This window comes from Candidatus Dormiibacterota bacterium (assembly GCA_035544955.1).
In the GTDB taxonomy this organism is placed as follows: domain Bacteria; phylum Chloroflexota; class Dormibacteria; order CF-121; family CF-121; genus CF-13.
Genome location: DASZZN010000007.1, coordinates 117,886 through 141,550, shown reverse-complemented (window position 1 = coordinate 141,550; position 23,665 = coordinate 117,886). Strand labels below are relative to the sequence as shown.

Below are 23,665 nucleotides of genomic sequence, written 5' to 3'. Positions count from 1 at the left end.
AAGGCATCGCCGCCCACGTCCTCGAGGACCTCGGCGCGAACCTGGAGAAGGTCCGCGGCGAGATCGACCGCCTGCTCCACGAGAGCGGCCTCGACGAAGAGGCAGCCACGGCGAAGAAGCCATCGAAGACCCCGTTGCTAGACCAGTTCTGCCGCGACCTCACCGACCTGGCGGCGAAGAACACACTCGACCCGGTGATTGGCCGCGAGACCGAGATCGAACGGGTGGTGCAGATCCTGTCCCGCCGGACCAAGAACAACCCGGCACTGATCGGCGAGCCAGGAGTCGGCAAGACCGCGATCGCCGAGGGCCTGGCCCAGCAGATCGTGCTCGGCAACATCCCGGAGTCATTGCGTGGCAAGCGGGTGCTGACCCTCGATATGGGCGCGCTGGTCGCCGGCACCAAGTACCGCGGCGAGTTCGAGGAGCGCTTGAAGAAGATCCTCGATGAGATCCGCTCCAGTCGCGAAGTGGTGCTCTTCATCGATGAGCTTCACACGTTGGTTGGAGCGGGCGCGGCTGAAGGCGCGATCGATGCCGCCAACATCCTCAAGCCCGCCCTGGCGCGCGGCGAGATCCAGTGCATCGGGGCAACCACGCTGAACGAGTACCGCAAATACATCGAGAAGGACGCGGCCCTCGAGCGCCGCTTCCAGCCGGTCTTCGTCGATGAGCCGTCGCTGATCGAGACCATCTCGATCCTGCACGGCGTTAAAGCCCTCTACGAGAAACATCACCGCGTCACGGTGACAGACAAGGCGATCAAGGCGGCGGCCGAGCTCTCGGTGCGCTACGTGTCGGACCGCTCGTTGCCGGACAAAGCGATCGACCTCATGGACGAGGCGTCCGCCCGCGTCCGGATGAAGCTGACCACGACACCCCCCGATCTCAAGACGATGCAGAAGGAGATCCGCGACCTTCAGATCAAGAAGGAAGAGGCGATCGCCAACCAGGACTACGAGACCGCTGCCTCCTTCCGCGACAAGGAGAAAAAGCTCAAGGACAAGTACGTCAAGGAAGAGATGGAGTGGCGCGACAAGCTCGGCGCCACCGTCCCGGAGGTCAACGAGGAGCACATCGCCGAGATCGTTAGCTCCTGGACCGGCGTGCCCGTGTCCCGCCTCGTGGAAGAAGAGTCGACCCGGCTCCTCCGCATGGAGGATGACATCCACGCCCGCCTGATCGGCCAGGACGATGCCGTCAAGGTCATCTCCCAGGCGGTGCGCCGGGCACGCGCCGGCCTCAAGGATGCGCGTCGTCCGATCGGTTCGTTCATCTTCCTCGGGCCGACCGGCGTCGGCAAGACGGAACTAGCCCGGCAGCTGGCTCGATTCCTCTTCGATAACGAGGACGCGATCGTCCGCCTGGACATGTCGGAGTTAATGGAGCGCCACTCGACCGCGCGGCTGGTCGGTTCACCGCCCGGCTACGTCGGCTACGACGAGGGCGGCCAGCTGACCGAGGCGATCCGTCGGCGGCCCTACTCGGTCGTCCTGTTCGATGAGATCGAAAAGGCGCATCCCGAAGTCTTCAACATGCTGCTCCAGATCCTGGAGGACGGCCGGCTCGCCGACGCCAAAGGCAAGCAGGTCAACTTCGCGAACACGATCGTGATCATGACCTCGAACATCGGTGTCACCAACCTGCAGCAGGCGACGACCTCGATGGGCTTCCAGCCCTCGATGCCGAGCACCAGCCAGGAAGAGAAAGAGCACGGCAAGATGCGCGAGAAGATCATGGACGAGCTCAAGAAAACGTTCCGGCCCGAATTCTTGAACCGGGTGGATGCGGTCGTCGTCTTCAAGGCACTCTCGCCCGCCGAGATGCGGCAGATCGTCGACCTGCTGGTCATCAAGGTGGCGCAGCGCCTCGAGGAGCACGAGATGAAGCTCGAGGTGACGACCGAGGCCAAAGATTTCCTGGCCAAGGAAGGCTACGACAAGATCTACGGCGCCCGCCCGCTGCGGCGCGTGATCCAGAGGCTCATCGAAGACCCGCTCTCGGAAACGTTGCTGACCACGAAGTTCAGCGCCGGCGACTCCGTGCTGGTCGAGCTGACCGACGGTCAGATCAAGCTGACGCCGATTCAGAAGCAGCGCGAGCCGAAGGCCGAGAAGCCGGAAAAGCCCGAGAAGCCGCCGAAGGAACCTGTCGCCGGGAAAGGCAAGGGCGAAAGCTAGCCCGACCGACCTGCGCGAGCGTTTAGTCGACCGCATGAAGGCGGGAGGCCATGTTCGAACGGCGGCGGTCGAGGCTGCCTTCCGCACCGTGCCGAGGCATGACTTTCTGCCCGACGTGGGCATCGAGGACGTCTACACCGATCGGGCCTTCCCGATCAAGCACGCGGACGGGAGGCCGATCAGCTCGTCGTCGCAGCCGGCGATCATGGCGATCATGCTCGAGCAGCTGGCGCTGGCGCCGGGTTATCGTGTCCTCGAGATTGGCGCCGGGACCGGCTACAACGCGGCGCTCATCGCGGAGATCGTCGGCAAGGGCGGCCAGGTCGTCGCCATCGATATCGATGATGATCTGGTGCTCGCGGCGCGGCAGCATCTTGCCACGACCGGCTTCGATCGGGTTGAGGTGCGCTGTGCGGACGGCGGCTACGGATACCCGGAGCGAGCGCCATTCGATCGCATCATCATCACGGCCAGCGCCTGGGACATCGCGCCGGCCTGGTTCGAGCAGCTGGCTCTGGGAGGCCGGCTCGTGCTGCCCTTGAGCCTTCGCCAGGTTCAGCAGTCGGTGGCCTTCGAGCGGCACGAGCACCATCTCGAGAGCGCGTCCGTTGCCGACTGCGGCTTCATGCCCCTGCGCGGCGCCTTTGCTGGACCCGAGCGCGTCATCCCCCTGGGACCGACTCCGGGGCCATTCCTTCTCGCGGATGGTGATCGCCCGATCGATGCGGATGCCCTGACCGAGGCGTTGAGCGCCTCGCCCGTTGAGATGCCGGCCGGCCTCACGGCAACACGCCGAGAGGCATTTGGAAGCCTCAGCCTGTGGTTGGCCCTGCAAGATTCCGCCTCCTGCCTGTTGAGCATCTACGCGAACGCCTCCGACGTTGACCGAAGCGCGGTCCCGCTCCTCATTGAATGGCCCGCGGGCGACAAGAAGCAGCGGTTGACCCGGGCCTTACTCGGCGAGAAAGGACTGGTCGCGCTCTCCCGTTCACGGGACGCGTGGATCGGGGATGGGGAGACGCCGGTGCCACTCTCGATCGTGAGTCTTCGCGGCGAGTCCGAGCTCGTGGAACGAATGCGGACTTACCTGCTTGCATGGGATCGGGCCGGTCGGCCCCGAACCGACGCCCTGCGGATCTCCGCATATCCGAAAGGCCAGCGCGTTCCGGCGCCACAGGGCGCCCGGGTGCTGGAGAAGCGCTGGACGACCCTGGTGGTCGCGCGAGCCTGAACCGGTTGGCGACGTCCTTAAACGGGAGCGGTCGCCAGTTCGTTCTCGCACGCAAAGGCCCGTACGAGGGCCTGCTCGGTCGTCGTGTTGAGGATGCCCTCGACGGCGCCGATCGTATCGTTGACCCAGGCGTAGCGGGCGTCCCCCGTCCTCAGCGACAGTGAGGTCGTGAAGACCCGCGCCTTGTCTTCCGGTCGAAGCAGGGCGATGCCGTTGAACTCGAAGTAGATCTTGGCCCCATCGTCGGTAGCGATGATGCCGCGGAAGGCGGGGCAGTTGACGTTGTCCGGGCGCTTCGCCGGGACGTTGACGGATTTGAGCGTGCCGCGCAGCCGGTCACCCGTGACCGTGCCCTCCAGCATCCCCACGTACTGGCCGCCGACGCCGTAGTCGACAAAATCAGTCCAGGTGTAGTGCATCGTCATCTCGCAGATCGGAGACAGTTTCATTCCACCCTCCTCGGAAATGACCTTGTCTTGACAGGCCTGGCAGCCAGTTTATAGTCGGCTCTGAGGAGTGGTCATCCCGGCCCGCTGGCCGGGTCGAGCCCAAACGGGCTCAAAGGAGGGCGCAAATGGCAGAAGCCGGAACGAAGCTCAGCCTCGACCAGAAGATCCAGGTCGTTCGCGGTGCGTTCGACGCGTTCAACCGGGGTGATATGAAGGCCCTGAGCGATTCGTGGACCGACAACTTCGTCTGGCACGCACGCGGCAGCGTATTCGGTGGCGATTTCAAAGGGAAAGACGCGGCCATCGGGGCGATTGCCCGGTATCCGCAGGAGTTGCAGGACATCACACTCGACTTCCACGACTTCATCGCCAACGACAAGCACGTCGTCGCGCTGGTGAACAGCTCGTTCAAACGGAATGGCAAGTCGTACCAGGACCAGCTCGTCTACATCTTCCACGTCAACGACCAGGGCAAGGCGACCGAGGCCTGGCTCATCGCCGACACCGAACTGGCGAAAAACGCCGTCGAGGGCTGAACAAGGAGGTAGGTATGGCTGACGCTCGCACGAAGCTGACACCGCAACAGAAGATTGATTTGGCCCGCAAGGCCTACGAAGAGGTCAATCGTGGCAATGCGCAAGCCGGCAACTATGCGCCGGACGCCGTATGGCATAGCGTCATCTGGGGCGACATCAGGGGCGCCGACGCCATTCGAGCGACGCTGCAAAAGCAGCGTGAAGCCCTCGACGACCTCAAGCTGGAGCCGCATGCCATCCTGGCGGATGACGATCACGTCGTTGCCTTGCTCAACATGACGATGCGGTTGAAGGGCCAGACGATTCAGGAAAAGCTCGTGCAGGTCGCCCACATCAATGACCAGGGCCAGATCGTCGAACTTTGGGGTACCGGCGGCGATCCGGCGCAGTTGAAAAAACTGCTCGGCGGATAGCAAGGGGTCCACAAATAGCCCGCCGGCGGATGCCGGCGGGCCTTTGTTGCACGATCGTCACGGAGGTTCGGCTCGCTGCGCCCGATATAGGTCCATGGCCGTCTGCAAGCGATGCGGCTGCGCCATTCCCATCGGGAGCAAGACCTGCGACATGTGCGCGGTCGTCGGGTCCATCGCCCCCGTGAATCAACCGCAGGTTTGGCAGGCGCCCAAGGACGCGGCGGGTCCGGCCGAGCTGGCCTCTTCGGCCGGTAGTTGGGCGGCCAGCCCGGGCACTGCCCGGCCGCTTCTGCCCGCCGACGTTCAGAAGGCAGAGAAAGAAGTCAAAAAGGCATGGCATTGGCTGGCGTTCGTCGGCAGCATGTACATCGTTCTCGGAATGGCCACCGCCCTGGGGTACATGGATGATCTGAGTGGCCTTTTCGGATGGTGGGCCGTGGGCGTCGGCGCGTCCTTCCTGACGCTCGCCTACTTTGTGCGGCGCGGTGAGATCCTGGCCCTGGTGATCGCCATCGCCATCTACACCCTCTACACGATCGCGTTCTTTGCGGTAGGCTCATTCGCCTTTCTCCGCATCATCGTGCTGGCGTGGCTGCTCCGATCACTGCTGTCGATGTACAGCATCCGCCAACACCGGCGGGCGCAAGCGCAACAGGCCGCGGGGTCAGACCAAAAGCGGGTCGCGTAACCTAACCGCCGCCCACGATCTCCACGAGCGTGTCGGGAAGCCCGAACCAGGAGCGCAGCACCGGGCCGCTGACCTCATCGGTCTTGCTGCTTCCACGCAGGCGAACTCCCAGCACGCGCCCGGAAGGGCCCTTTTGCAGGATGTCGATCCCGACCAGCCGGCCGCCCAGGTCCTCGTCGTTATCACGCAGGATCTGCGCGGCGTCGGTGGCAGAAAACGGACCCACCTGCCATGAGGCTGCCCGGTCGAGCGGATCCGCGATGCCGCGCAGATAGGGCAGGGTGACCGCCGGCTTCAGCCCGTGGTTCCAGTGAATGAAGCCGTACTCGCTGTTCTCGGTGTGACCGCCACCCGACGCCATGTAGAGGGCGCTGAGCAGCTGGCCGCTGTAGGTGAGCACCTGGCCCTTGGTCGCATCGACCGCGTCGCTGCTCGCCTTGACCTGCTCGGTCAGTCCGCTATAGGCCTGGTCGAACTGGTTGCCCTCGAGGTCGAAGTCTCCGCCCCCCGAGATCCTGCGCATCGCATAGGTGCGCGCGGCGATCGCTTGCGCCTTGAGGGCCTCGACACCCCAGTACGGTGGCATCTCGGCGGGAACGACGCCCTTGAGGTAGTCCTCCATCGGCAGGACGTTGACCGGCAGCACCGACCCGGCGCCTTTCGGAATGAGGCGCAGCTCGCCGCTGTATCGCCACTGCTCAGCACCCGTCCGGAAATCGCCGCCCATCGTTTGCAGGATGTTCGTCCGGATCCCGGCTGCACCAGTGCTGTGGATGACGAGCGGGTGGTTGAAGGAGACCGATGCCCCACGAGTGCCGTCGGGCGACTGGAGGAAAGCCTCCGGGAGCCCACTCTGCGAGGTGTCGAATCCGAGAAGGTCTCCAGCGGCGCCCGACAGCTGCGGGGAGCCGTCGACCGTGACCGGCTCGGCGACGAATGGCATGGGGCCGAATACGCGTGGCCACGGACGAGCGAGGTCGATCGGCCCGTGCGTGAGCGCGATCCGCACCATTCCCGATGTGTCGCGGGTATCGATCCGGCTGTTCTGGTAGTAGGCGGCGAGGATCTTTGTGTAATCGTCCCCGGCAGCGGCGCGTCCGCGTGCGCCCCACTGGCTCATGCCGAGGCCATGGCCGTTGCCACGGCCTTTGAACAGGAAACCGCTGAGGTGGAAGGGAGTCGGATCTCCGATCGGCAACCGGCTGCCGCGCGTCTCGAGCTCGACGGTGAGGGTGAAGTCACCGACGGCCGTGGGCGAGAGCGTGACCAGCGTTAGGGTCACCGTTGCCGCAGGAGCGACGGCCTGACCTAGAGGACGGGCGTCGGACGCGACCGATTTGCCATCGGCACCCTTCCAGGTGAGGTGAACGAGGTCGGGCGCGGCCCACGCGCCGGTCGTGTCGTTGCGTACCTGTAGGTCCAGGCGCACGACGCCATCCATCGGTGGGTTGTGCGGAATGACCGTCCCGGTCACGAGGGTGGCCGCCGCTGCCGCGCTGGCCGGCGTCGCCGGCAGAATCCACCCGAGCAGAGCCACGAGCGCGATCAGCAGGGCAATGTGGCGGCGCGACATCTTGCTAGTATCGGAAAAATGATCGGCCGCGCCAGCTGCGCGGTGGGGCTGGCGCTGGCGCTGCTGCTGAGCTCGTGCAACCTGCCGGGCACGCCTGCGCCGTCAGCCTCCACCTCGCATGCGACTACGAGTCGCGTCTCGCATCTCCAATTGAGTGAGGCCGAAGACGCGCAGACGCTCGACCCCGCTTTGATCAACGATCCCACCTCGCTGGCAATCGGCGCCGAGCTCTTTCAAGGGCTGACTCGCCTCGACGCGACCCTCCGCCCGGTTGCGGCCCTGGCGCAGAGTTGGGAGATCGCAGATGCCGGCCGTCTCTATACCTTTCACTTGCGCGCCGCGAAATACCAATCGGGTACGACCGTCCAGGCGCAGGACGCGCTGACCGCCTGGAAGCGCGCGCTCGCGCCGGAGACCGCGAGCCCTCTGACCACGTTCTTCGCGCCGCTCGGGGCGCGCTACCCAGGAGACACGATCAGTGGCGTGCAGGTGATCGGCCAGAGAACCCTCGTGGTGCGGCTGCCGCAGCCCGACAGCTCGCTGCTGACGCGGCTCGCGTTACCGCCATTCTGGCTGGACGATCCCGGCCTCAACGGAGCCGTTTCTTCCGGAAGTGGTCCGTACCACCTTGATCAGTGGGATCGCGGCCACAGCCTTCAGCTCAGTGCGTTCGCCGACTACTGGGGCCCCCGACCGCAAGTCCGCAAGGTCGACATCGAGATCGAGCCTGACTCGACCAAACGCCTCGATCGATACACGAGCGGCGCGGTCGACATCGCCCACGGCTTCACCGGTCCGCAGCTGCTCGCGTTTGCCCGCGACCCGCAGCGCCTCGCGCAGCTGCACAAGGTCGCGAACACGCGCACCACGTACCTCGGGTTCAACACCGTCGCCGGCAGCGGCTATGGCCCTCCCGAGCGAATGGCGATGGCGCAGACGATCGACCGTGGCCGCCTCACCGATCTCGCGCTCTTCGGGTCGATGCTCGCGGCTCCGGCGACCGACCTGATTCCGCCCGGCGTGGCCGGCCATCTCGATCGGCCGCTAACGGCCTTCGACCCGATCGCCGCCCGCACGGCCCTCGACCAGGCAGGGTTCCCGGCGCAGATCGGGATCTATTTCTCGACGAATTCGACCGTCGGACGGGTCGCAAAAGACCTGCAAGATCAGATCAGCAATGCGACGGGGCGGACCGTCAATCTGCATCCGACTGGCGATTTCTTCAACCGCGCCGCGCTCGACCAGCTGCCCGTCTTCATCGATACCTGGAGCGCCGATTTCCCCTACGCGTCGGATGTGCTCGACAACCTGCTCGGCTCCAACGCCCAGTTCAACAACCTTCGGTTGAGCGATCCGCGGATCGATGCCGCCCTGGCGAAGGCGAAAGCCGCGACAACGTGGGACGACGCGCTCAAGGCGTATCAGCAGGCCGAAGCTATCGCGCTCGCCGATCACCGGCTGATTCCCCTCTACAGCGGCGTCGAGCCATACCTGGTTCGAACAGGACTGAAGGTGCCGTTCAGCGGCGGTACGCTGGCCTACCGCTGGGAGGATGTTCGCTAGGATCAGCTCCGTGAAGGATCGGAGCTCGCATCGTGCGCGGGTGCTTCGCTACGGCGAGGAGGACGGCGTCCGCGTCGACGACCAGCTCGCCGCCGAGGAGCCGATGGAAATCCGCATTGGCGGCACCCCGCTGACGGTCATGATGCGGACGCCAGGGCACGAGCGCGAGCTGGCATACGGCTTTCTTTTTGGCGAAGGCATCATCCGGAAGGCCGCCGATGTCGCCAGCATGCGGATGGTTCCAAATGGCGAACATCCGGACCTGGAGAACGTCATCGACGTCGATCTAGCTCCCGATGCGCCCGGCGTCGACCGGCGCTGGCAGCGAAATTTCCTCGCCGCGTCCAGCTGCGGACTCTGTGGGGTCAGTAGCATCGAAGCGATCCACGAGTCGGCGCCGCCGCTGCCGGACGGGGATCTTAAGATCGACCGCGACATCATTTACGGTCTCGACGCGCGGCTCCGGTCGGAGCAGGCGATCTTTGCGCGCACCGGCGGCCTGCACGCGGCAGGCCTCTTCACGGCGATGGGCGATCTGGTGGCGGTCCGGGAGGACATCGGACGGCACAACGCCGTGGACAAGATCGTCGGCCACGCGGTTGAGCGGCAGCTGCTCCCGCTCGACCACCACATCCTCATGGTCAGCGGCCGGACGTCGTTTGAGATCGTCCAGAAGGCGCTCCAGGCCCGCATCCCGGTACTGGTGGCGGTCTCAGCCCCGTCCAGCCTGGCCCGCGACCTTGCCCAGGCGTCGAATCAGACCTTGATCGGTTTTCTGCGGGGCCGCAGTCTGAACGTCTACAGCGGCCGGCAGCGTATCCAGGCGTAACGGCGCCCCGGTCCAACGAGCGCCCTTAAGTTTCACTACTTTCCGTGACGACTTGTCGGGAGGCGGGCCGTAGCGTGCCGGAGTATGAGCACAGCCAACACCGCCGGCGTTCCCGACGCGTTCTGGCGCGATCCCGTGGAGCGCGCGAAGTCCGATCCCGCCGCCTTCGGCCAGCTCTACGACCGCTATGCACCCCAGATCTACCGCTTCGTCCGGGCCCGGGTGCGCGACGACGGCCTGGCCGAAGACATTACGGCGGAGGTCTTTCTCAGCGCGCTCCGGAGCATCAAGGGCTATCAGGACCAGGGCCGTCCCTTCAGCTGCTGGCTCTATCGAATTGCGGTCAACGCTGTCGCCAGCCACTACCGCAGCAAGCGATTGCCGCTCCCGCTCGACGAGCAGCGTGACCTCGTCTCTCCGCTGCTCGATCCACTCGACGAGGTCGTTGGTCGCGAGCGCATCCAGACCGTCTGGCAGGCCGTCGACCGGCTGCCCGCGCAACAACGAGCGGCGATGATCTTGAAGTTCTCCGAAGACATGACGATGGAGGAGGTTGGTGCGGTACTGGGCAAATCGCCCGCTGCCGCCAAGCTGTTGATATACCGAGCGGTGCAACGGCTGCGTGGCGAGTTCGCGAAGGGGATCGCCAACACGATCGCCGCGTAAGCCGAACCCCGCCGGCGCGTTATATCAAGTACTGATGGTAACGCGTGTCACTCTGAGCGCAATCCTGATCCTCGGCCTGCTCGGGACGGGATGCACGGGAAATTTCGGAAGCAACCCGAAGGCGGCGATGCAAAGGCCGAGCACGCCACCTGAGATCGTCTCAACCGGCCCGACGCCCGCGGGTGAGTCGACCGGTGCGTTGCCGGGAGTCGCGACGACACCGCCTCCCCAAAGTCCGGCGCGCATCCCAATCCCGCAACAGGCGATGCCACCGTCCCCACCTCGGCCCGTTGTTCCGTTCCCGGGTCGTCCTGCTATTGCGATCTGCGGTCCCCTCGCACCCGTGCCGGCGATCGGAACGGTACTCCCTTCGGTCTGTGGGAGCGGATTTCATCCCGCTGAGCTGGTGACGCTGACGCTCATCGGGCGACTGGGCAGGATATCGTGGTCGGCGGTTGCTGGAGTTGACGGAAACTTCCGCTCGGCAGTGCCCCCAGCCTCTTGCCGGCTACTGGCGCTCTCCGTTGTCGCTCGAGGCAGCCGCGGTAGTGTCGCGAGCATGACCGCGACCGCGCGGACCTTTTGCCGGGTGCTCTAGCGAACGCCAACGAGACCGCTGGGGGAGAGCACCCGGCTCCGAGCTGGAGCCGGGTGCGTTTCGGTTACTGCCCTTCGTTACCTCCGCCTGTTTGCGCGGATGCGACAAAGGCGTTCGGCACGCCGATCCGGCCGTCGGACCAGCTGACGTAGAACGCATTGCCGTCGCTCGTATTATCGGTGTAGTCGCCAAAGTTCGGGGTGCTGAACGAACCAGTGTCATTCCACTCAGTTGCCACCGTGGTGACTTTGACGTTCTTGCCTCCTTCCTCGCCCGCGCCGATCGAGGCGGCATAAACGTCGGTGAACGCGGTGCCGCCCGCGTTGCGCCGGTCATACCAGGAGACATTCGTATTACCACTGGCATCGACGCTGACCGCCGGTAGGAAGTGAAGCGCGAACGAATGGTCATCATTGACCCGGATCTTGGCGCTGAAGCTCGCAAGCGTCGGATCCGCTGTCTTCATCACGATGTCACCGAGTGGGTGAGCGTTCCCTTCGTTCCAGACGAAGACCACTTTATTGGTGACCTTGTTATAGGCGATCCGCGGGAAGTCTTGGCCGGTACCGCGGTTGTAACCGGGGATGGTGGTCGTATCGAGTGACTTGATAGCGGCCTCGACCGTGGCGATCGGCTGAGCGGCACAAGGTACCCCGTTGAGGCACGATGCAGGGACTTTGGTGGCCATCTGATGGGTCAGCGGGTCACCATCGAAGTAGTTCGTCGACCAGTTCTGGTTCCAGGTCACGTACGAGTCGCCGGAGGGGTTGAACGCCGGGTAGGCGCCTTCCAGCTCCTCGAGGCCGCCTGCGGGGGATGGAGGCGCTGTGGCAAGGGTCATGTAGGTCGGCCCGCTCGTCCCGCCGGGAGGCCGGCAGAATGGGTGGGCGGGGTCCTCCAACGTGCACAGTGAGATCTCGACATCGCTGGGACCGCACGCATCCGCTGCGCTTCCGCCGGTACCGAAGCAGGTATAGGAGACAACGAGCTTTCCGCGCGACCGATCAATGGCGGCGAAGTCCTTGTCCAGGAACCCCTTGATGCTGATCGGGAAGTTCTGGAAGTTCCCCCCGTCGGCCACGACCACCGGATGGGGATCGAACACGATGGCGTTGCCGGACACGGTCCCTACGGACAACGAGATCTTGTAGTTGCCGCCGTTCGGGCACCGAGCGCTGAACTCTGGCAGGTACAGGCTGGTCACGTAGAAGTACGTCGTCCCGTTTGCTTTGTAGGCGACGACGCCCGGGTCCCCGAAGATCCGCTGACACGGGTCGTCGTTGGGCAGGTCTACGTCCGTAAAGCTCTTCCCGCCGTCAGACGAAAAGCCGACGCTGGTGAGTGAACCCTGTGGGTTGGTCGAGTCCGCGATGATGAACCCCGTTGCATCGTTCCATGCCGTTGCTACGTAACGGCCCAGGGCACCAATGGCCGTCTCGGACTGACCCGACGCCAGGTCCTCGTTGTAGTTCGTGGCGTCGACATTGCCGTTGAAGCTCGGTGCCTCCGAGCGTGATCCGGCATCGCGGGATTGTTCAAGCGGGGAGTTGTGGCGGTTAGACGTTGCAGCCCGATTGTTCAGGGCGGCGTCACTGCTCGTTGGTCCGCTCCCTGGACAAGTGAGGCCGCGGGCCTTATCTGAGTGCACCTGTAGCCAGGCACAGAGCGCGCTCGAATAGCCAAATCGCTGAGGCGACGACGACGGAGCCGTGCTGGCACCCGCGGCCAGCCCGACAAAAGAGAACGTTAGTCCAGCCGTAAGCACGCTCATGATTGCCCGCTTGGACACAGGCCGAAGCCAGTGCTTCATGAAGATCCCTCCCTCACGGTGACGCCGGCGCCCGCGCGCCTGTTGCCTCACGCCCCGCGAAACATCCGTAGTCTGTCACCGTCGGTGCGCGTCGTCAATGATCGGAAAAGATGTCTTTGCTAACGCCAAACTAAAAGCGACGGGGGGCTAGTCGGTGAGTTCCGGCATGACCTTCTCGACAAACGCGTCGAGCCGGCCCTTGCCCTCCGACGGCCAGTCAGCAATGAGGTAGCCGAATCCGCCCTCGCGCAATTGGGCGACGCGGCGGCGGACCTGGTCCCACGGCCCGGATAACGAGAGGGACGCCGACCGAAGGATCGCTTTCGGATCCCGCCCGGCCTGGTCCGCCAGCTGGTCGAGCAGGCGGGACTTGCGAACCATCGAATCTTCGGAGCCGAAGGCGTGCCACGCGTCAGCCTGGCGGGCGACGATGGGTAGCATCAATTGCTCACCACTTGCGCCGATCCAGATGGGCGGATGCGGTCGCTGAATCGGACGCGGGTGGTAGCTCGCCTTCCTGAGCTGGTAATGCCGGCCTGCGAAACTGGCGCGGTCCTTCGTCATCAGCAACCGGATGACCTGCACGCCTTCCTCGAGGCGCTCCGCCCGCTCCTTGATCGGCGGAAACGGAATCCCGAGCGCCTCGTGCTCGGGCTGGTGCCAGGCGGCGCCCAGGCCGAGCTCGAGTCGCCCGTTGGAGATCTGGTCTACCGTGATCGCCTCGGTCGCCAGGACCGTCGGATGGCGGTAGGTGATCCCGGTCACCAGCACCCCGAGCCGGATCCGCGAGGTGATGGCGGCGAGGCCCGCCAGGAGCGTCCAGCCCTCCAGGCACGGGCCGTTCGGATCGCCGTACAGGGGAGAGAAGTGGTCGAAGACCCAGGCACCGTCGAATCCAGCCGACTCCGCGAATTGCACTCTTTCCGCCAGCTCCGGCCACAGGAGTTGGTGCTGCGCGACGTCTAGACCAATCCGCATTTCTCTGCCACAATACACACCGGTCTGCGCCGAGGCTTAACCGAACATTCATTTGGCTTTCGCCAAAACTTCGGCTGTCGCGGCCAGAGTGCAGAGGGGATCGATTCAGGGAAGGAGGGAACATGACTCTTGGGCCCACGTTCGGACGTTCGCTTGCTCGCTTGCTGTCGGCAGCGTTGCTTCCCGCCAGCATTGCCGGATTCGTGTCGATCAGCGCAGCGGCTCCCGCTGCGGCCGCGAGTGGCTGCCAGCTCAGCTCCGCGAACGGCGCCATCAAGCATGTGATCGAAGTTCAGTTCGATAACGTCCACCTGACTCGCGACAATCCGAGCGTGCCGTCCGACCTCGAGCAGATGCCGAACCTGCTCAACTTCCTCAAGAACAACGGCATGCTGTCGTCCAATCACCACACCCCGCTGATCTCGCACACGGCGGACGACATCATTACCACCCTGACCGGTCTCTATCCCGATCGGCACGGGATGCCGGTCTCCAACAGCTACCGGGTCTTCACAGCCGACGGCAGCACGTCGGTCGGTGCGGGCTCGTTTCAGTACTGGACCGACCTGGCTTCGCCGCCCACCGACACCAAGCCGAATCTCGTGACCGCCGGCAACAAGAACACGCCAGCCCCCTGGGTACCCTACACGCGGGCTGGTTGTAACTTCGGCGGCGTTTCGACCGCCAACATCGAGCTCGAATCGGCCGCCAATGTGAAGACGGTCTTCGGCGCCGGCTCTCCGGAGGCCATCGAAGCGGGGGCGAATTCGAATCAAGCGACGGCCGACTTCATCGGGATCGCGATCCACTGCGCGCAGGGCGCGGCCGTCTGTGCAAGCTCAAGCCATGCGCAGATCGATGCTCTGCCGGATGAACCCGGTGGCTACACCGGCTTTAAGGCGCTCTTCGGTCACAAGTACGTCGCTCCGGTGATCGCGCCGCCTGGTTCCGACCTCCGCGATGCGAGCGGAAACATGACCGACCTCAACCATCAGACCATGATCAATCCCGATAGTGGCACGCCCGGCTTCCCGGGGTTCAGCGGCATCTCCGTGGCCCAGTCGCTCTCCTACGTTGCGGCGATGCAGGAGCACAACGTCCCGATCACCTACGCGTACATCTCGGACGCTCACGGTGACCACACCGGTGGCGGCGACAATGGCGCTCTCGGTCCCGGCGAAAAGATTTACGAAGACCAGCTGAAGGCATACGACCAGGCCTTCGGCAAGTTCTTCGCCAGGCTTGCCGCCGACGGCATCAACAAGAGCAACACCCTGTTCGTCTTCACCGCCGACGAGAACGACCACTACGCCGGTAGGCCGGGAAGGCCGGCCGGATGCAACGGCGTTGTGGTTCTCTGCAACTACGATCACAGCTTTGCCACACCGACGATCGGCGAGATCGGTGGCAACCTGCGCGGCCTGCTCACTGCGGAGACCGGTAACACGACGCCGTTCCAGGTGCACGCGGACACAGCGCCCGCGATCTACCTCGACAACAATCCTGCCCGTGACGCCATGGTGACCCGCCAGTTCGACCACGATCTCGCGGCTCTTGTCGATCCGCAGAATCGCAATACCGGCCATCGGACGGTCATCACGCAGCGGCTGGCGGATTCCGTCGAACTGAATCTCCTGCACATGGTGACGGTCGATCCGCAGCGCACACCGACGCTCGTGATGTTCGCCAATCCTGACTACTTCTTCTTCCGGGGTGGGCCGACCTGCGCGCCGATTTCCGCTCAAAGAAGCACGGCTTGCCTGAGCCAGAGTTCCGCCTTTGCCTGGAACCATGGTGACTTCCAACCTGAGATCGTAACGACCTGGCTCGGCATGGTCGGGCCTGGGATCAAGCACTTGGGCAGGACAGACGAAATCTGGTCGGACCACGCCGACGTCCGGCCAACGATCCTGTCGCTGATTGGCCTGAAAGACGACTATGCCGGCGACGGTCGAGTGATGGTCGAGGCGATCAATTCGCGCGCGCTGCCGAAGTCATTGCGGGCGCACAGCGAGACCCTGCGCGAGTTGGGCGAGGTCTACAAGCAGATCAATGCTCCTGTGGGTGAGCTTGGCCTGTCCACGTTGAAGCAATCGACCAAGGCGCTCGAGGGCAACGGTGCGACCTACACGCGAATCGAAAACAGCTTGATTGCCCTGACGAGCAAGCGGAACACGATCGCGGGCCAGATGATCTCCATGCTCAATGCCGCCGCCTTCGGCGGCACGGCGATCAACGAACACCAGGCGCGCCAGTTGATCCAGCAAGGCGAAGACCTGCTCGATCAGGGAAACGACCAGAACAACCAGCAGGGCGACTAACCGCTGAGGAGGGCCGGCGCGATCGCCGGCCCTCTCTGCCAGCCTCCCACTATTCTGGCGCTGAGATGAAGCCCAGGTTCTTCGCCACCGCTGCTGAGCTCCGCGCCTGGCTCGAGGACAACCACACGACCGCGACCGAGTTGTTTGTTGGGTTCTACCGGCGTGATTCGGGAAAACCGAGCATCACCTGGCAGGAGCTCGTCGACGAAGAACTCTGCTTCGGGTGGATCGACGGCGTCCGCAAGGGCATCGACGACGTTAGTTATTCGAATCGGATAACCCCTCGCAAGCCGCGCAGCACGTGGAGCGCGATCAACATCGCCCGAGCCAGGGAGTTGATCAAGCAAGGGCGTATGCGACCGGCCGGCCTCAAGGCCTTCGAGCGGCGGACCGATGAACGGTCGGCGATCTATAGCTACGAACAGCGGACGAATTCCAAACTGGATCCCGAAGCGGAGCGGACATTTCGCGCCAACAAGAAGGCGTGGGCGTTTTTCGAGAGCCAGCCGCCCTCGTACAGGAAGACCGCAATCTACTGGGTGATCAGCGCCAAGCGGGAGGAGACCCGGCAGAAACGGCTGGCGACGCTGATCTCTGACTCGCAGCATGGCCGGACCGTCGGACCGCTCAGCCGCCCGCCGCGCTCCAGTAGCTAGAACGCGACATGCAGCTGTCGCAGACCAACCCTATAGTTACTGCCGAACGTGAAGATGACATCAGCGAGCCCCGGGGTGGAAAGGCGAGCGTGAAATCCGGGCCGCGTACCATCTTCGCCTGCCAGGAGTGCGGCAACCAGTCGACGAAATGGGTGGGCCGGTGTCCGGAGTGCGGCAACTGGAACAGTTACGTCGAGGAACAGGTCCGGGGGGAACCGGCGTCGCACTCGGGCGCGCGGCGGGTCAGCGTCTCGACCGCCCAGCCCGTGCCGCTGGCGCAAGTCCGCTTTACCCAGGCCAACCGGCTCCGGCTCGCCATGCGAGAGCTCAACCAGGTGCTGGGTGGCGGCATCGTGCCCGGCTCCCTGGTGCTGGTCGGGGGCGACCCCGGCATTGGCAAGTCGACCCTGCTGCTGCAGCTCGCCAGCGAGGTGGCCGGCTCGTACGGCCCGGTGCTCTACGTGTCCGGCGAGGAATCGGTTCAGCAACTGAAGCTGCGGGCGCAGCGTCTTGGCATCGAGGGCGACCGCCTGATGGTGCTCGCCGAGAATGACCTCGACGGCATCGTTGAGCATCTTGAAAAGGCGCGCCCGATGATGGCCGTCATCGACTCGATCCAGACCGTTTTCCTGGGCGGCGTCACCTCGGCGCCCGGCAGCGTCAGCCAGGTGCGCGAGTGCGCTGGCCGGCTGATGCTGCTGGCCAAGAGCAGCCACATCCCGATCTTCCTCGTGGGCCACGTCAATAAGGAGGGCGCGATCGCCGGCCCCCGCGTGCTCGAGCACATCGTCGACACCGTGCTCTACCTCGAGGGCGAGCGGCATCACAGCTTCCGTATCTTGCGCAGCCAGAAGAACCGCTTTGGTTCGACCGATGAGATTGGTGTCTTCGAGATGCGCGACAGCGGGATGCACGAGGTCAGCGACCCCAGTCGGGCGTTCCTGCAGGACCGCTCGCTGAGCGAGGTGGGCAATGTCGTCCACGTCGCGCTCGAGGGCAGCCGGCCGCTTCTCGTCGAGCTGCAGAGCCTGACCACGCCCAGCCGGTTCGGCGCGCCGCGCCGGTCGGTCAACGGCATCGACCTCAACCGGCTCCACATGCTGATCGCGGTGCTCGAGCGGCGCGCCCACCTCGACCTCGGCGGGGACGACGTTTTCGTCAACGCCGCGGGCGGTGTACGCCTGACCGAGCCGGCCGCAGACCTGGCCGTCGCGCTGGCGATCGCATCCAACAAGCGCAACCGGCCGGCCGGGGCCGACCTGGTGGCCATCGGTGAGCTCGGCCTCAGCGGCGAGGTCCGCCGGGTGAGCCAGCTGGAGCGCCGCCTCCTGGAATCCCACCGCCTCGGCTTCAAGCGGGCCGTGATCCCGGCCGCCGCCGAGCTGCGCGATCCCGAGCTTTCCGCCATGACTCTCTACCGGGCGGACACGATCTCGGACGCGCTCGACAGCTGCTTTGGTTAGAACCTAAAGCAGCCTGGGCAGGACAGTGGGAGATGGCCGATGGACTCAGCGGCCAAAACCTCCGTGGGCGCGCAATTTTCGTGGTTTAATTAGGGGCACTATGGCGGTTCTCTTTGCGCGCTTGCGCGAGATTGCGTCGCCCATCCTGAGAAAAGGAGGTGAGTGCGATGCGCGTGGAACGCGTCTTCCGGCTGCTGGGCCTGTTGCTTGGACTTATAGCGGGCGTCGAGTACGCCTCATTCATCATCTCGGAAGCCAAAATCGACGGTTACACGCTGAGAGCGATCGTGCTGATGCTGACCGCATTGGCCGGCGCACTCTTCGGCTTCTTCGGGCTCCCGTACGTTACGACCAAGCCCTTTTTCTGGCTCGAAAATAAGCTGAACGTGACGCCGCTGCCAGATTTGGTGGCGGCAACCGTCGGACTGTTGGTTGGGCTGCTGCTGGCCGCCCTTGTCGGGCTGTTCCTGGCCAAGCTGCCCTGGTACCTCGGCTTTGTCATCTCCTTGATCGTGGCTCTGGTTTTCGGCTACTGGGGCGTGACCCTCGGCCTCAACCGACGCCACGAGATGATGGCGATCGTGTTGGGTCCGGCGCGCGCGGCCGGTGCGCTCCCCGCCCACAAGGTCGACTCCGGCGTTCTTCTCGACACCAGCGTCATCATCGACGGCCGGATCATGGACATCGCGCAAACCGGTTTTCTCCGGGACAAGATGCTGGTCCCGCACTTCGTGCTCGCCGAGCTCCAGTACATTGCCGACTCCAGTGACGCGCTCCGTCGAAACCGCGGGCGGCGTGGGCTGGAGGTGCTCAACATGCTGCAGAAGGAGCCACTGGTCGACATCGAGTTCATCGACGAAGACGTGCCCGAGGTGACCGAGGTCGACATGAAGTTGATCAAGCTGGCGACGAAGCGGAACGCCGCGATCATGACCAACGACTACAACCTCAATCGAGTGGCCCAGCTCGAGGGTGTGCGCATCCTCAACCTGAACAACCTGGCGAACGCGCTCAAGCCGGTTGTTATCCCCGGCGAGGAGATGAACGTCCAGGTGATCAAGGAAGGGAAGGAGCAGAACCAGGGCGTGGCGTACCTCGATGACGGCACCATGATCGTGGTCGAGAACGGCCGCCGCTACATGAACCAGACGATCGGGGTGATCGTGACCTCGGTGCTGCAGACCGCGGCTGGGCGCATGATCTTCGCCACCCCGGCCAGCGAGTCGACCATGGGACGGCCCAAACCATTGCGGAGAGCCTCGGGCGGCGGCGGAACCGGTCGCTGACACCACCGTCCTGACGGTCGAGCCTGGCCCGGGGTTCATCGCGCGCCTCGGCGAAGCCCTCCACGACGCCCCAGCTGCCCAACGGATCCTCATCGACACGCATCCCACGCCCCAGACGGACCTTAGCCACGCTCCCCCGCTTGCCGGGCCCGTCGGCCCACGCGAGCGGCGCTTTAGTGCCAGGCGAGCGTTTGAGACGTTCGGGGAGGGCAGGGTGGGGGTTTATACCATCCCGATGAGTGATACCGTCAAAGATGTTGTCGACGGGATGGTGCGCCGAACCGTGCCTCGGGAAACGCTCGTCCAGGTGATCGGCCCCTGGGTCTTCGATCGAGAGGCGCTCGTCGATGCGATGACCCGCATGGCAGGGGCCGAGACGTCGATTACCGACATGATGGGGTTGTGTGAAGCCGCCCATGTCCGTGTGCGTGTGTTGCCCGCGCCATGACGGCCGCCGCCATCGTCGTGGCTGGAGGGCAAGGGACGCGAATGGGGGCTCGCGTCAACAAGGTGTTCATGGAAGTCGACGGGCGATCGATCCTCGAGCACTCGCTTGGGCTTTTCGAGTCCATCGCGCTTGTTGGGCAAGTCGTACTGGTCGCTCGGGAGGCGGATCTCCCCCGATGCGAGTCGCTTCGCGCCCGCTTTACGAAGCTCACCGCGGTGGTGGCGGGTGGCGACCAGCGCCATCGTTCCGAATTTGCCGGCCTTCGCTCGCTCGCGGCGCGTATCGACGCCGGCGAAGTCGACACCGTGCTCGTCCATGACGCCGTCCGACCCTTTGCCAGCCCTGCCCTGGTTGAGCGGCTGATTGCCGGCGTCGCCCATACAGTCGGATGCATCCCGGGACTTCCGGTGGGGCGAGCCACCGCGCTGGTGGCCGATGGATGGATCGCTGGATACCCGCCTAACCTGTGGACAGTGCAGACGCCACAGGCTTTCCAGGCAACCTGGCTGCTTGAGGCCCACAACAAGGCCGCTCGTCAGGGATTCATCGGCACGGACACCGCCTCGGTTGTCGAATGGGCCGGTGGCGACGTGTCCGTCCTCGAAGGCGAACCGGACAACATCAAGATAACGACGCCCGAGGATCTCGCGCGTGCCGGCGCGATCGCCGCCCGCCGGCGGCCTCGTGGATCGTTTGCCTCCGACGGATGAAACCATCGCGGGCGCAAAGGCGTTAGGAGCTTTGTGCGCCGGATCATCCCGTTCGTCGTCGTTCTCCTGAGTGGCTGCCAGGCAACGGCTGGAGCCCCGCCTGCTGCTACAGGGCAATCTCCAACACCGCCCGCTTCCCCATCCGCCTCCGCCACGCCGGGCGTCGCGCCGCTGATGGTCGTCATGAGCCAGAGTAACCCGGCCCATTACACCGTCAGTCTGATTGGCGTTGACGGGCGCACGGTCGCCCAGGCGACGGCGGCCAATGGCGATCAGAAGCCTGTGCCATTCCCCGGCTCCGCCGCCGGCGGCTCGCCTTCGGGTATGGCCGCTCCTACAACCCAGTTCATTGCCTATCCGCGCCAGTCGGCGCTGCCCAACGCGGGTGTTTGCTGCGATGCATTCCTACCGACTGTCAGCACCTCGAACGCGCGGGTCTATTTTCCGGATGGGCCGACCGCCGTGCGCTACCTGGGACGGGACGGATCGACGGGTCTAGCTACCTCTATGCCAAGCCCCACGGCCAAAACGCGCGCGGTGTTTTCGGTCAGCCCCGATGACCAGCGGATCGCGATCGGTGTCTTCGATTGGTCGAATGTCGGGCCGATGATCTCAACGGTGACCGTTCAGGACCTGCGGGATGGCGGCCATCCGGTTGAGGTCGAGCGTACGGCGAGCCTTTACGGATGGCCAGTCGGCTGGCACAGCGGCAACCTCGTGGTGGCGCGAATGCCCGCCTTCGCTGGTGCGCCGAATCCGAACGCGGCGACTGCGTATTCACTCGTCAATTCCTCGGGCGGTGAGAACCTCGGCTATCTCGGTGGGATGACCTGTCCGGTGGTGGGGCCCCTGTCTCGGGCCGGCACGGCCTGTGTCGCCGCGCGCTGCCATTGCATCATGGCCGCCGACTGGTCCAGCGTGCAGAACCCGACCTACACCTACGCCGACGCGAGCGAGATGAACTGGGCGGCCCTCTCGCCCAGCGGCCACGCTGTGATCTTCAGTGAGATCTATGGACCGAGAACCGGCGCTGGGATCTGGCGCGACGGATCGGTCACCATTAAGTCAACCTACAGCAGCGGCCCGAGCCAGTGGCTCGACGAGACGCATGCGGCGTTTTCCTGCCAGGGTGGGGGTTGCTACACCATCGAAGATCTTGTCAGAGGGACGACGGAGCAGGTCAGGCTGCCCGGAGAAATCGCGGCCGTTCTACCGGGCGGTCTCTGATCCTGCCGGCGGCGTGCCGACGCGGCTGCTGATGTGCAGTAACGTCAGCGCGGCGGCCATCACCAGAAGGAGCGGACCCAGCGATAGGAGGCCGGCGGACTGAAGCACGAGGCCGGTCAGCGCCGGAAGGCCGCCCCCGCCCAGCGTACCGGCCGCCAGCTCATAGCCGACCGCGTGGGACGTCATCGCGGCTCCGACCCGGCTCGGCGTGATCGAGAGGAGCAGGGGAAAGATCACGGAGACCGCGGCCCCCAGGATTGGTAGGGCGATCAATGCCGACACCAGCGGCGGCGCAAGCCAGAAGACGAGTGCCGCCAGGGTCGCTACCCCCACGCTGATGTCCAGCAAGCGCATCGGAGCCGCGCGATTGCCGAGCAGGCCGAGCGCAACTCGTCCCCCAGCCAGACCAGCCCAGAACAAGGCGGCACCCAGGCTCGCCAGGCCGGCGGAAAGCGACCGCCCGGCGGTCAGCTGCGTGTAGGACCAATCCCCCGCGGTTCCCTCGAGCCCGGCACCCAGGACGAAGAGGCCGATAAGGAGCATGAGCACCCTGCGGCGGCTCGATTGCTGCACGACGGCGTCCTGCGATGGTCGATTCAGCTCGGGCGCGGAATCGATCCAGTCGTCAGAGCGGTAGGCGACGAGAACACCAACGGCGAAGAACGCCACCGCAATTGCCGTGAAGGACGCTCGCCAGGACCCGGTCAAACCAACCGAGGCCACGACGACCACTGGGCCGAGGGCGGCGCCCACGGCCCAGGAGGCGTGCAGCCACCCCATGTAGCGCACGCCCCGGTTGAGGGAGGTGTGAGCATTGGCGGCCGCGTCGATGAAACCGGAGCCGGCGCCAGACAACAGACTGACCAGCGGGACCATCCACCATCCGGTCGCCAGCGACAGGCCGAGCAAGCCAATGGCGGCCAGCCCACACCCCGCGATCAGCAAGGCCCGCGTTCCAGCACGGGTGCCAAGCGGCCCGCTGACGGCGCTGGCCACGAAGTATGCCGCCGTAAAAGCGGCGAGCAATAGACCAAGGCCTGCCAGTGGGGCGTGCAGCGAGTCGCGCATGTACGGCCAGGCGACACCCAGCGCCCCGGCAGGAAGGCCTAAGGTCACGAACAGCACGAGGGGCGTCCCGGCGCTGATCCAGGCGACACGGCCGGAGGCACGAGACGATTTCGGCGCGATCACTCGCCGAATGGTAGAACGAGAGGCGGCATCGTGGATCAGATTGACCGGATGAAAGAGGCGACCCGCTGGATGTGGGCGCTCGGCGATTATCGCGAGGTGGCTCCCTACCTGCAGCCACATGCCGAGGAACTGGCCGCTGCGGCCGATATCCGGCCGGGAATGGAGGTTGCCGACGTCGCGGCCGGCAACGGCAACTTCGCGATCGCCGCCGCCCGACGGGGCGCTCGGGTCATCGCCTCGGACCTAACACCGAAGATGATCGACCTCGGTCGTGCTCGCACCGAGACCGATGGTCTGACGATCGAATGGCAGGCTGCCGATGCCGAACAGCTTCCTTTTGCCAGCGATCGCTTCAATGTGGCCGCCTCGGTCTTCGGGGCGATGTTCGCGCCCCGGCCGGAGCGCGTGGCGGCCGAGCTGTTCCGCGTTGTGAAACCCGGCGGCCTGGTGGCGATGGCCAACTACTCGAAGGCCGGATTCCTGGGCAGCTTTACCGATCTGCTCACGCGATTCTCGCTCGCGCCCCCGGGCGGGCTCGATGTTCCGTCGCCATTTGCCTGGGGCGACGAGGCAGAGGTCCGTCGCCGCTTCGATGGCAAGGCCTCGTCGCTGCGCGTCGAGCGGAAGACGGTCAGGTTTTCGTTTTCCTCGCCGGAAGACGGGTTCGACTTCTGGGAGCGCACCAACCCGCCGCTGATCGCCCTCCGGACGATGCTGTCGCCCGAGCGCTATCAGGAGCTCCGGGTCGAGGGCGCAGGCTTGATGCGCGCGCTCAATGCGGCGACGGACGGCAGCCTGGTCCTCGACTCCGAATACCTGTCGATCATCGCGCGCAAGGCGGGCTCCTGA

21 protein-coding genes are annotated in these 23,665 nt (G+C 65.0%); 16 read left to right on the top strand and 5 right to left on the bottom strand.

Going from position 1 to position 23,665, the window contains the following annotated elements; translation table 11 throughout:
* On the top strand, positions 1 to 2,180 hold a 2,180-nt coding region (locus VHK65_02105; GenBank protein HVS04943.1), incomplete at its 5' end, for an ATP-dependent Clp protease ATP-binding subunit.
* Complete coding sequence (fxlM, locus tag VHK65_02100) at positions 2,149 to 3,411, top strand: methyltransferase, FxLD system (GenBank protein HVS04942.1); 1,263 nt, start codon at positions 2,149 to 2,151, stop codon at positions 3,409 to 3,411. The genes VHK65_02105 and fxlM, both read left to right, overlap by 32 nt.
* A 17-nt stretch (positions 3,412 to 3,428) precedes the next feature.
* Here the strand turns inward: fxlM and VHK65_02095 are convergent, their stop codons facing one another.
* The gene (locus tag VHK65_02095) at positions 3,429 to 3,860 is read right to left on the bottom strand and encodes a DUF3237 family protein (protein ID HVS04941.1); all 432 of its coding nucleotides are present in this window, start codon (positions 3,858 to 3,860) and stop codon (positions 3,429 to 3,431) included.
* Between the two features lie 125 nt (positions 3,861 to 3,985).
* Between VHK65_02095 and VHK65_02090 the strand changes: the two genes are divergently transcribed.
* The 3 genes from VHK65_02090 to VHK65_02080 all read left to right on the top strand — a co-directional run bounded on the left by VHK65_02090 (position 3,986) and on the right by VHK65_02080 (position 5,497).
* A complete protein-coding gene (locus tag VHK65_02090; protein HVS04940.1) occupies positions 3,986 to 4,396 on the top strand; it encodes a nuclear transport factor 2 family protein in 411 nt (136 codons plus the stop codon).
* A gap of 14 nt (positions 4,397 to 4,410) precedes the next feature.
* Positions 4,411 to 4,809 carry a nuclear transport factor 2 family protein gene (locus VHK65_02085; GenBank protein HVS04939.1) on the top strand — a complete coding sequence of 133 codons (399 nt, stop codon included), beginning with the start codon at positions 4,411 to 4,413 and terminating at the stop codon, positions 4,807 to 4,809.
* A 94-nt stretch (positions 4,810 to 4,903) separates the two neighbouring features.
* On the top strand, positions 4,904 to 5,497 hold the full coding sequence (locus VHK65_02080) for a hypothetical protein (GenBank protein HVS04938.1): 594 nt from the start codon (positions 4,904 to 4,906) through the stop codon (positions 5,495 to 5,497).
* 1 nt (position 5,498) lies between these two features.
* On the opposite strand, the gene VHK65_02075 is transcribed toward VHK65_02080, so the two are convergent.
* Positions 5,499 to 7,070, bottom strand: coding sequence for a SpoIID/LytB domain-containing protein (locus VHK65_02075; protein ID HVS04937.1), 1,572 nt, complete (start codon positions 7,068 to 7,070; stop codon positions 5,499 to 5,501).
* Positions 7,071 to 7,088: 18 nt separating this feature from the next.
* Between VHK65_02075 and VHK65_02070 the strand changes: the two genes are divergently transcribed.
* The 3 genes from VHK65_02070 to VHK65_02060 all read left to right on the top strand — a co-directional run bounded on the left by VHK65_02070 (position 7,089) and on the right by VHK65_02060 (position 10,128).
* Complete coding sequence (locus VHK65_02070; protein ID HVS04936.1) at positions 7,089 to 8,633, top strand: ABC transporter substrate-binding protein; 1,545 nt, start codon at positions 7,089 to 7,091, stop codon at positions 8,631 to 8,633.
* Between the two features lie 10 nt (positions 8,634 to 8,643).
* Positions 8,644 to 9,462, top strand: coding sequence for a formate dehydrogenase accessory sulfurtransferase FdhD (fdhD, locus tag VHK65_02065; GenBank protein HVS04935.1), 819 nt, complete (start codon positions 8,644 to 8,646; stop codon positions 9,460 to 9,462).
* A gap of 84 nt (positions 9,463 to 9,546) precedes the next feature.
* Complete coding sequence (locus tag VHK65_02060; GenBank protein HVS04934.1) at positions 9,547 to 10,128, top strand: sigma-70 family RNA polymerase sigma factor; 582 nt, start codon at positions 9,547 to 9,549, stop codon at positions 10,126 to 10,128.
* 662 nt (positions 10,129 to 10,790) lie between these two features.
* Here the strand turns inward: VHK65_02060 and VHK65_02055 are convergent.
* Both VHK65_02055 and VHK65_02050 read right to left on the bottom strand, forming a co-directional pair.
* The gene (locus tag VHK65_02055; GenBank protein HVS04933.1) at positions 10,791 to 12,536 is read right to left on the bottom strand and encodes a hypothetical protein; all 1,746 of its coding nucleotides are present in this window, start codon (positions 12,534 to 12,536) and stop codon (positions 10,791 to 10,793) included.
* Positions 12,537 to 12,683: 147 nt separating this feature from the next.
* Complete coding sequence (locus VHK65_02050; protein HVS04932.1) at positions 12,684 to 13,514, bottom strand: TIGR03560 family F420-dependent LLM class oxidoreductase; 831 nt, start codon at positions 13,512 to 13,514, stop codon at positions 12,684 to 12,686.
* A 122-nt stretch (positions 13,515 to 13,636) separates the two neighbouring features.
* Here VHK65_02050 and VHK65_02045 point away from each other — a divergent pair, with 122 nt between their 5' ends.
* The 7 genes from VHK65_02045 to VHK65_02015 all read left to right on the top strand — a co-directional run bounded on the left by VHK65_02045 (position 13,637) and on the right by VHK65_02015 (position 21,625).
* Complete coding sequence (locus VHK65_02045; GenBank protein ID HVS04931.1) at positions 13,637 to 15,835, top strand: hypothetical protein; 2,199 nt, start codon at positions 13,637 to 13,639, stop codon at positions 15,833 to 15,835.
* A gap of 65 nt (positions 15,836 to 15,900) precedes the next feature.
* Positions 15,901 to 16,491 (top strand): YdeI/OmpD-associated family protein, encoded by a 591-nt coding sequence (locus VHK65_02040; GenBank protein ID HVS04930.1) that lies wholly within the window; start codon positions 15,901 to 15,903, stop codon positions 16,489 to 16,491.
* 89 nt (positions 16,492 to 16,580) lie between these two features.
* A complete protein-coding gene (gene radA / locus VHK65_02035; protein ID HVS04929.1) occupies positions 16,581 to 17,954 on the top strand; it encodes a DNA repair protein RadA in 1,374 nt (457 codons plus the stop codon).
* Positions 17,955 to 18,121: 167 nt separating this feature from the next.
* Positions 18,122 to 19,240, top strand: a complete 1,119-nt coding sequence (locus VHK65_02030; GenBank protein HVS04928.1) for a PIN domain-containing protein — start codon at positions 18,122 to 18,124, stop codon at positions 19,238 to 19,240.
* Between the two features lie 214 nt (positions 19,241 to 19,454).
* The gene (locus VHK65_02025) at positions 19,455 to 19,688 is read left to right on the top strand and encodes a 2-C-methyl-D-erythritol 4-phosphate cytidylyltransferase (GenBank protein HVS04927.1); all 234 of its coding nucleotides are present in this window, start codon (positions 19,455 to 19,457) and stop codon (positions 19,686 to 19,688) included.
* Positions 19,685 to 20,398, top strand: coding sequence for a 2-C-methyl-D-erythritol 4-phosphate cytidylyltransferase (gene ispD, locus VHK65_02020; protein ID HVS04926.1), 714 nt, complete (start codon positions 19,685 to 19,687; stop codon positions 20,396 to 20,398). The genes VHK65_02025 and ispD overlap by 4 nt, the downstream gene beginning before the upstream one ends.
* Positions 20,399 to 20,581: 183 nt before the next feature.
* On the top strand, positions 20,582 to 21,625 hold the full coding sequence (locus VHK65_02015; protein ID HVS04925.1) for a hypothetical protein: 1,044 nt from the start codon (positions 20,582 to 20,584) through the stop codon (positions 21,623 to 21,625).
* Here the strand turns inward: VHK65_02015 and VHK65_02010 are convergent.
* Entirely contained in the window at positions 21,608 to 22,816 is a 1,209-nt protein-coding gene (locus tag VHK65_02010) for an MFS transporter (GenBank protein HVS04924.1), read from the bottom strand. The two genes, VHK65_02015 and VHK65_02010, sit on opposite strands and share 18 nt — an antisense overlap.
* A 30-nt stretch (positions 22,817 to 22,846) precedes the next feature.
* On the opposite strand from VHK65_02010, the gene VHK65_02005 reads away from it, so the two are divergent.
* Positions 22,847 to 23,665 carry a methyltransferase domain-containing protein gene (locus tag VHK65_02005; protein HVS04923.1) on the top strand — a complete coding sequence of 273 codons (819 nt, stop codon included), beginning with the start codon at positions 22,847 to 22,849 and terminating at the stop codon, positions 23,663 to 23,665.

Coding starts and splice junctions, on each gene's coding strand:
- VHK65_02050 (HVS04932.1), bottom strand. CDS start 13,514: ATGCGGATTGGTCTAGACGTCGCGCAGCACCAACTCCTGTGGCCGGAG.
- VHK65_02030 (HVS04928.1), top strand. CDS start 18,122: ATGCGCGTGGAACGCGTCTTCCGGCTGCTGGGCCTGTTGCTTGGACTT.
- VHK65_02060 (HVS04934.1), top strand. CDS start 9,547: ATGAGCACAGCCAACACCGCCGGCGTTCCCGACGCGTTCTGGCGCGAT.
- ispD (HVS04926.1), top strand. CDS start 19,685: ATGACGGCCGCCGCCATCGTCGTGGCTGGAGGGCAAGGGACGCGAATG.
- VHK65_02085 (HVS04939.1), top strand. CDS start 4,411: ATGGCTGACGCTCGCACGAAGCTGACACCGCAACAGAAGATTGATTTG.
- VHK65_02045 (HVS04931.1), top strand. CDS start 13,637: ATGACTCTTGGGCCCACGTTCGGACGTTCGCTTGCTCGCTTGCTGTCG.
- VHK65_02095 (HVS04941.1), bottom strand. CDS start 3,860: ATGAAACTGTCTCCGATCTGCGAGATGACGATGCACTACACCTGGACT.
- VHK65_02015 (HVS04925.1), top strand. CDS start 20,582: ATGAGCCAGAGTAACCCGGCCCATTACACCGTCAGTCTGATTGGCGTT.
- VHK65_02040 (HVS04930.1), top strand. CDS start 15,901: ATGAAGCCCAGGTTCTTCGCCACCGCTGCTGAGCTCCGCGCCTGGCTC.
- VHK65_02070 (HVS04936.1), top strand. CDS start 7,089: ATGATCGGCCGCGCCAGCTGCGCGGTGGGGCTGGCGCTGGCGCTGCTG.
- VHK65_02080 (HVS04938.1), top strand. CDS start 4,904: ATGGCCGTCTGCAAGCGATGCGGCTGCGCCATTCCCATCGGGAGCAAG.
- VHK65_02055 (HVS04933.1), bottom strand. CDS start 12,536: ATGAAGCACTGGCTTCGGCCTGTGTCCAAGCGGGCAATCATGAGCGTG.
- VHK65_02075 (HVS04937.1), bottom strand. CDS start 7,070: ATGTCGCGCCGCCACATTGCCCTGCTGATCGCGCTCGTGGCTCTGCTC.
- VHK65_02090 (HVS04940.1), top strand. CDS start 3,986: ATGGCAGAAGCCGGAACGAAGCTCAGCCTCGACCAGAAGATCCAGGTC.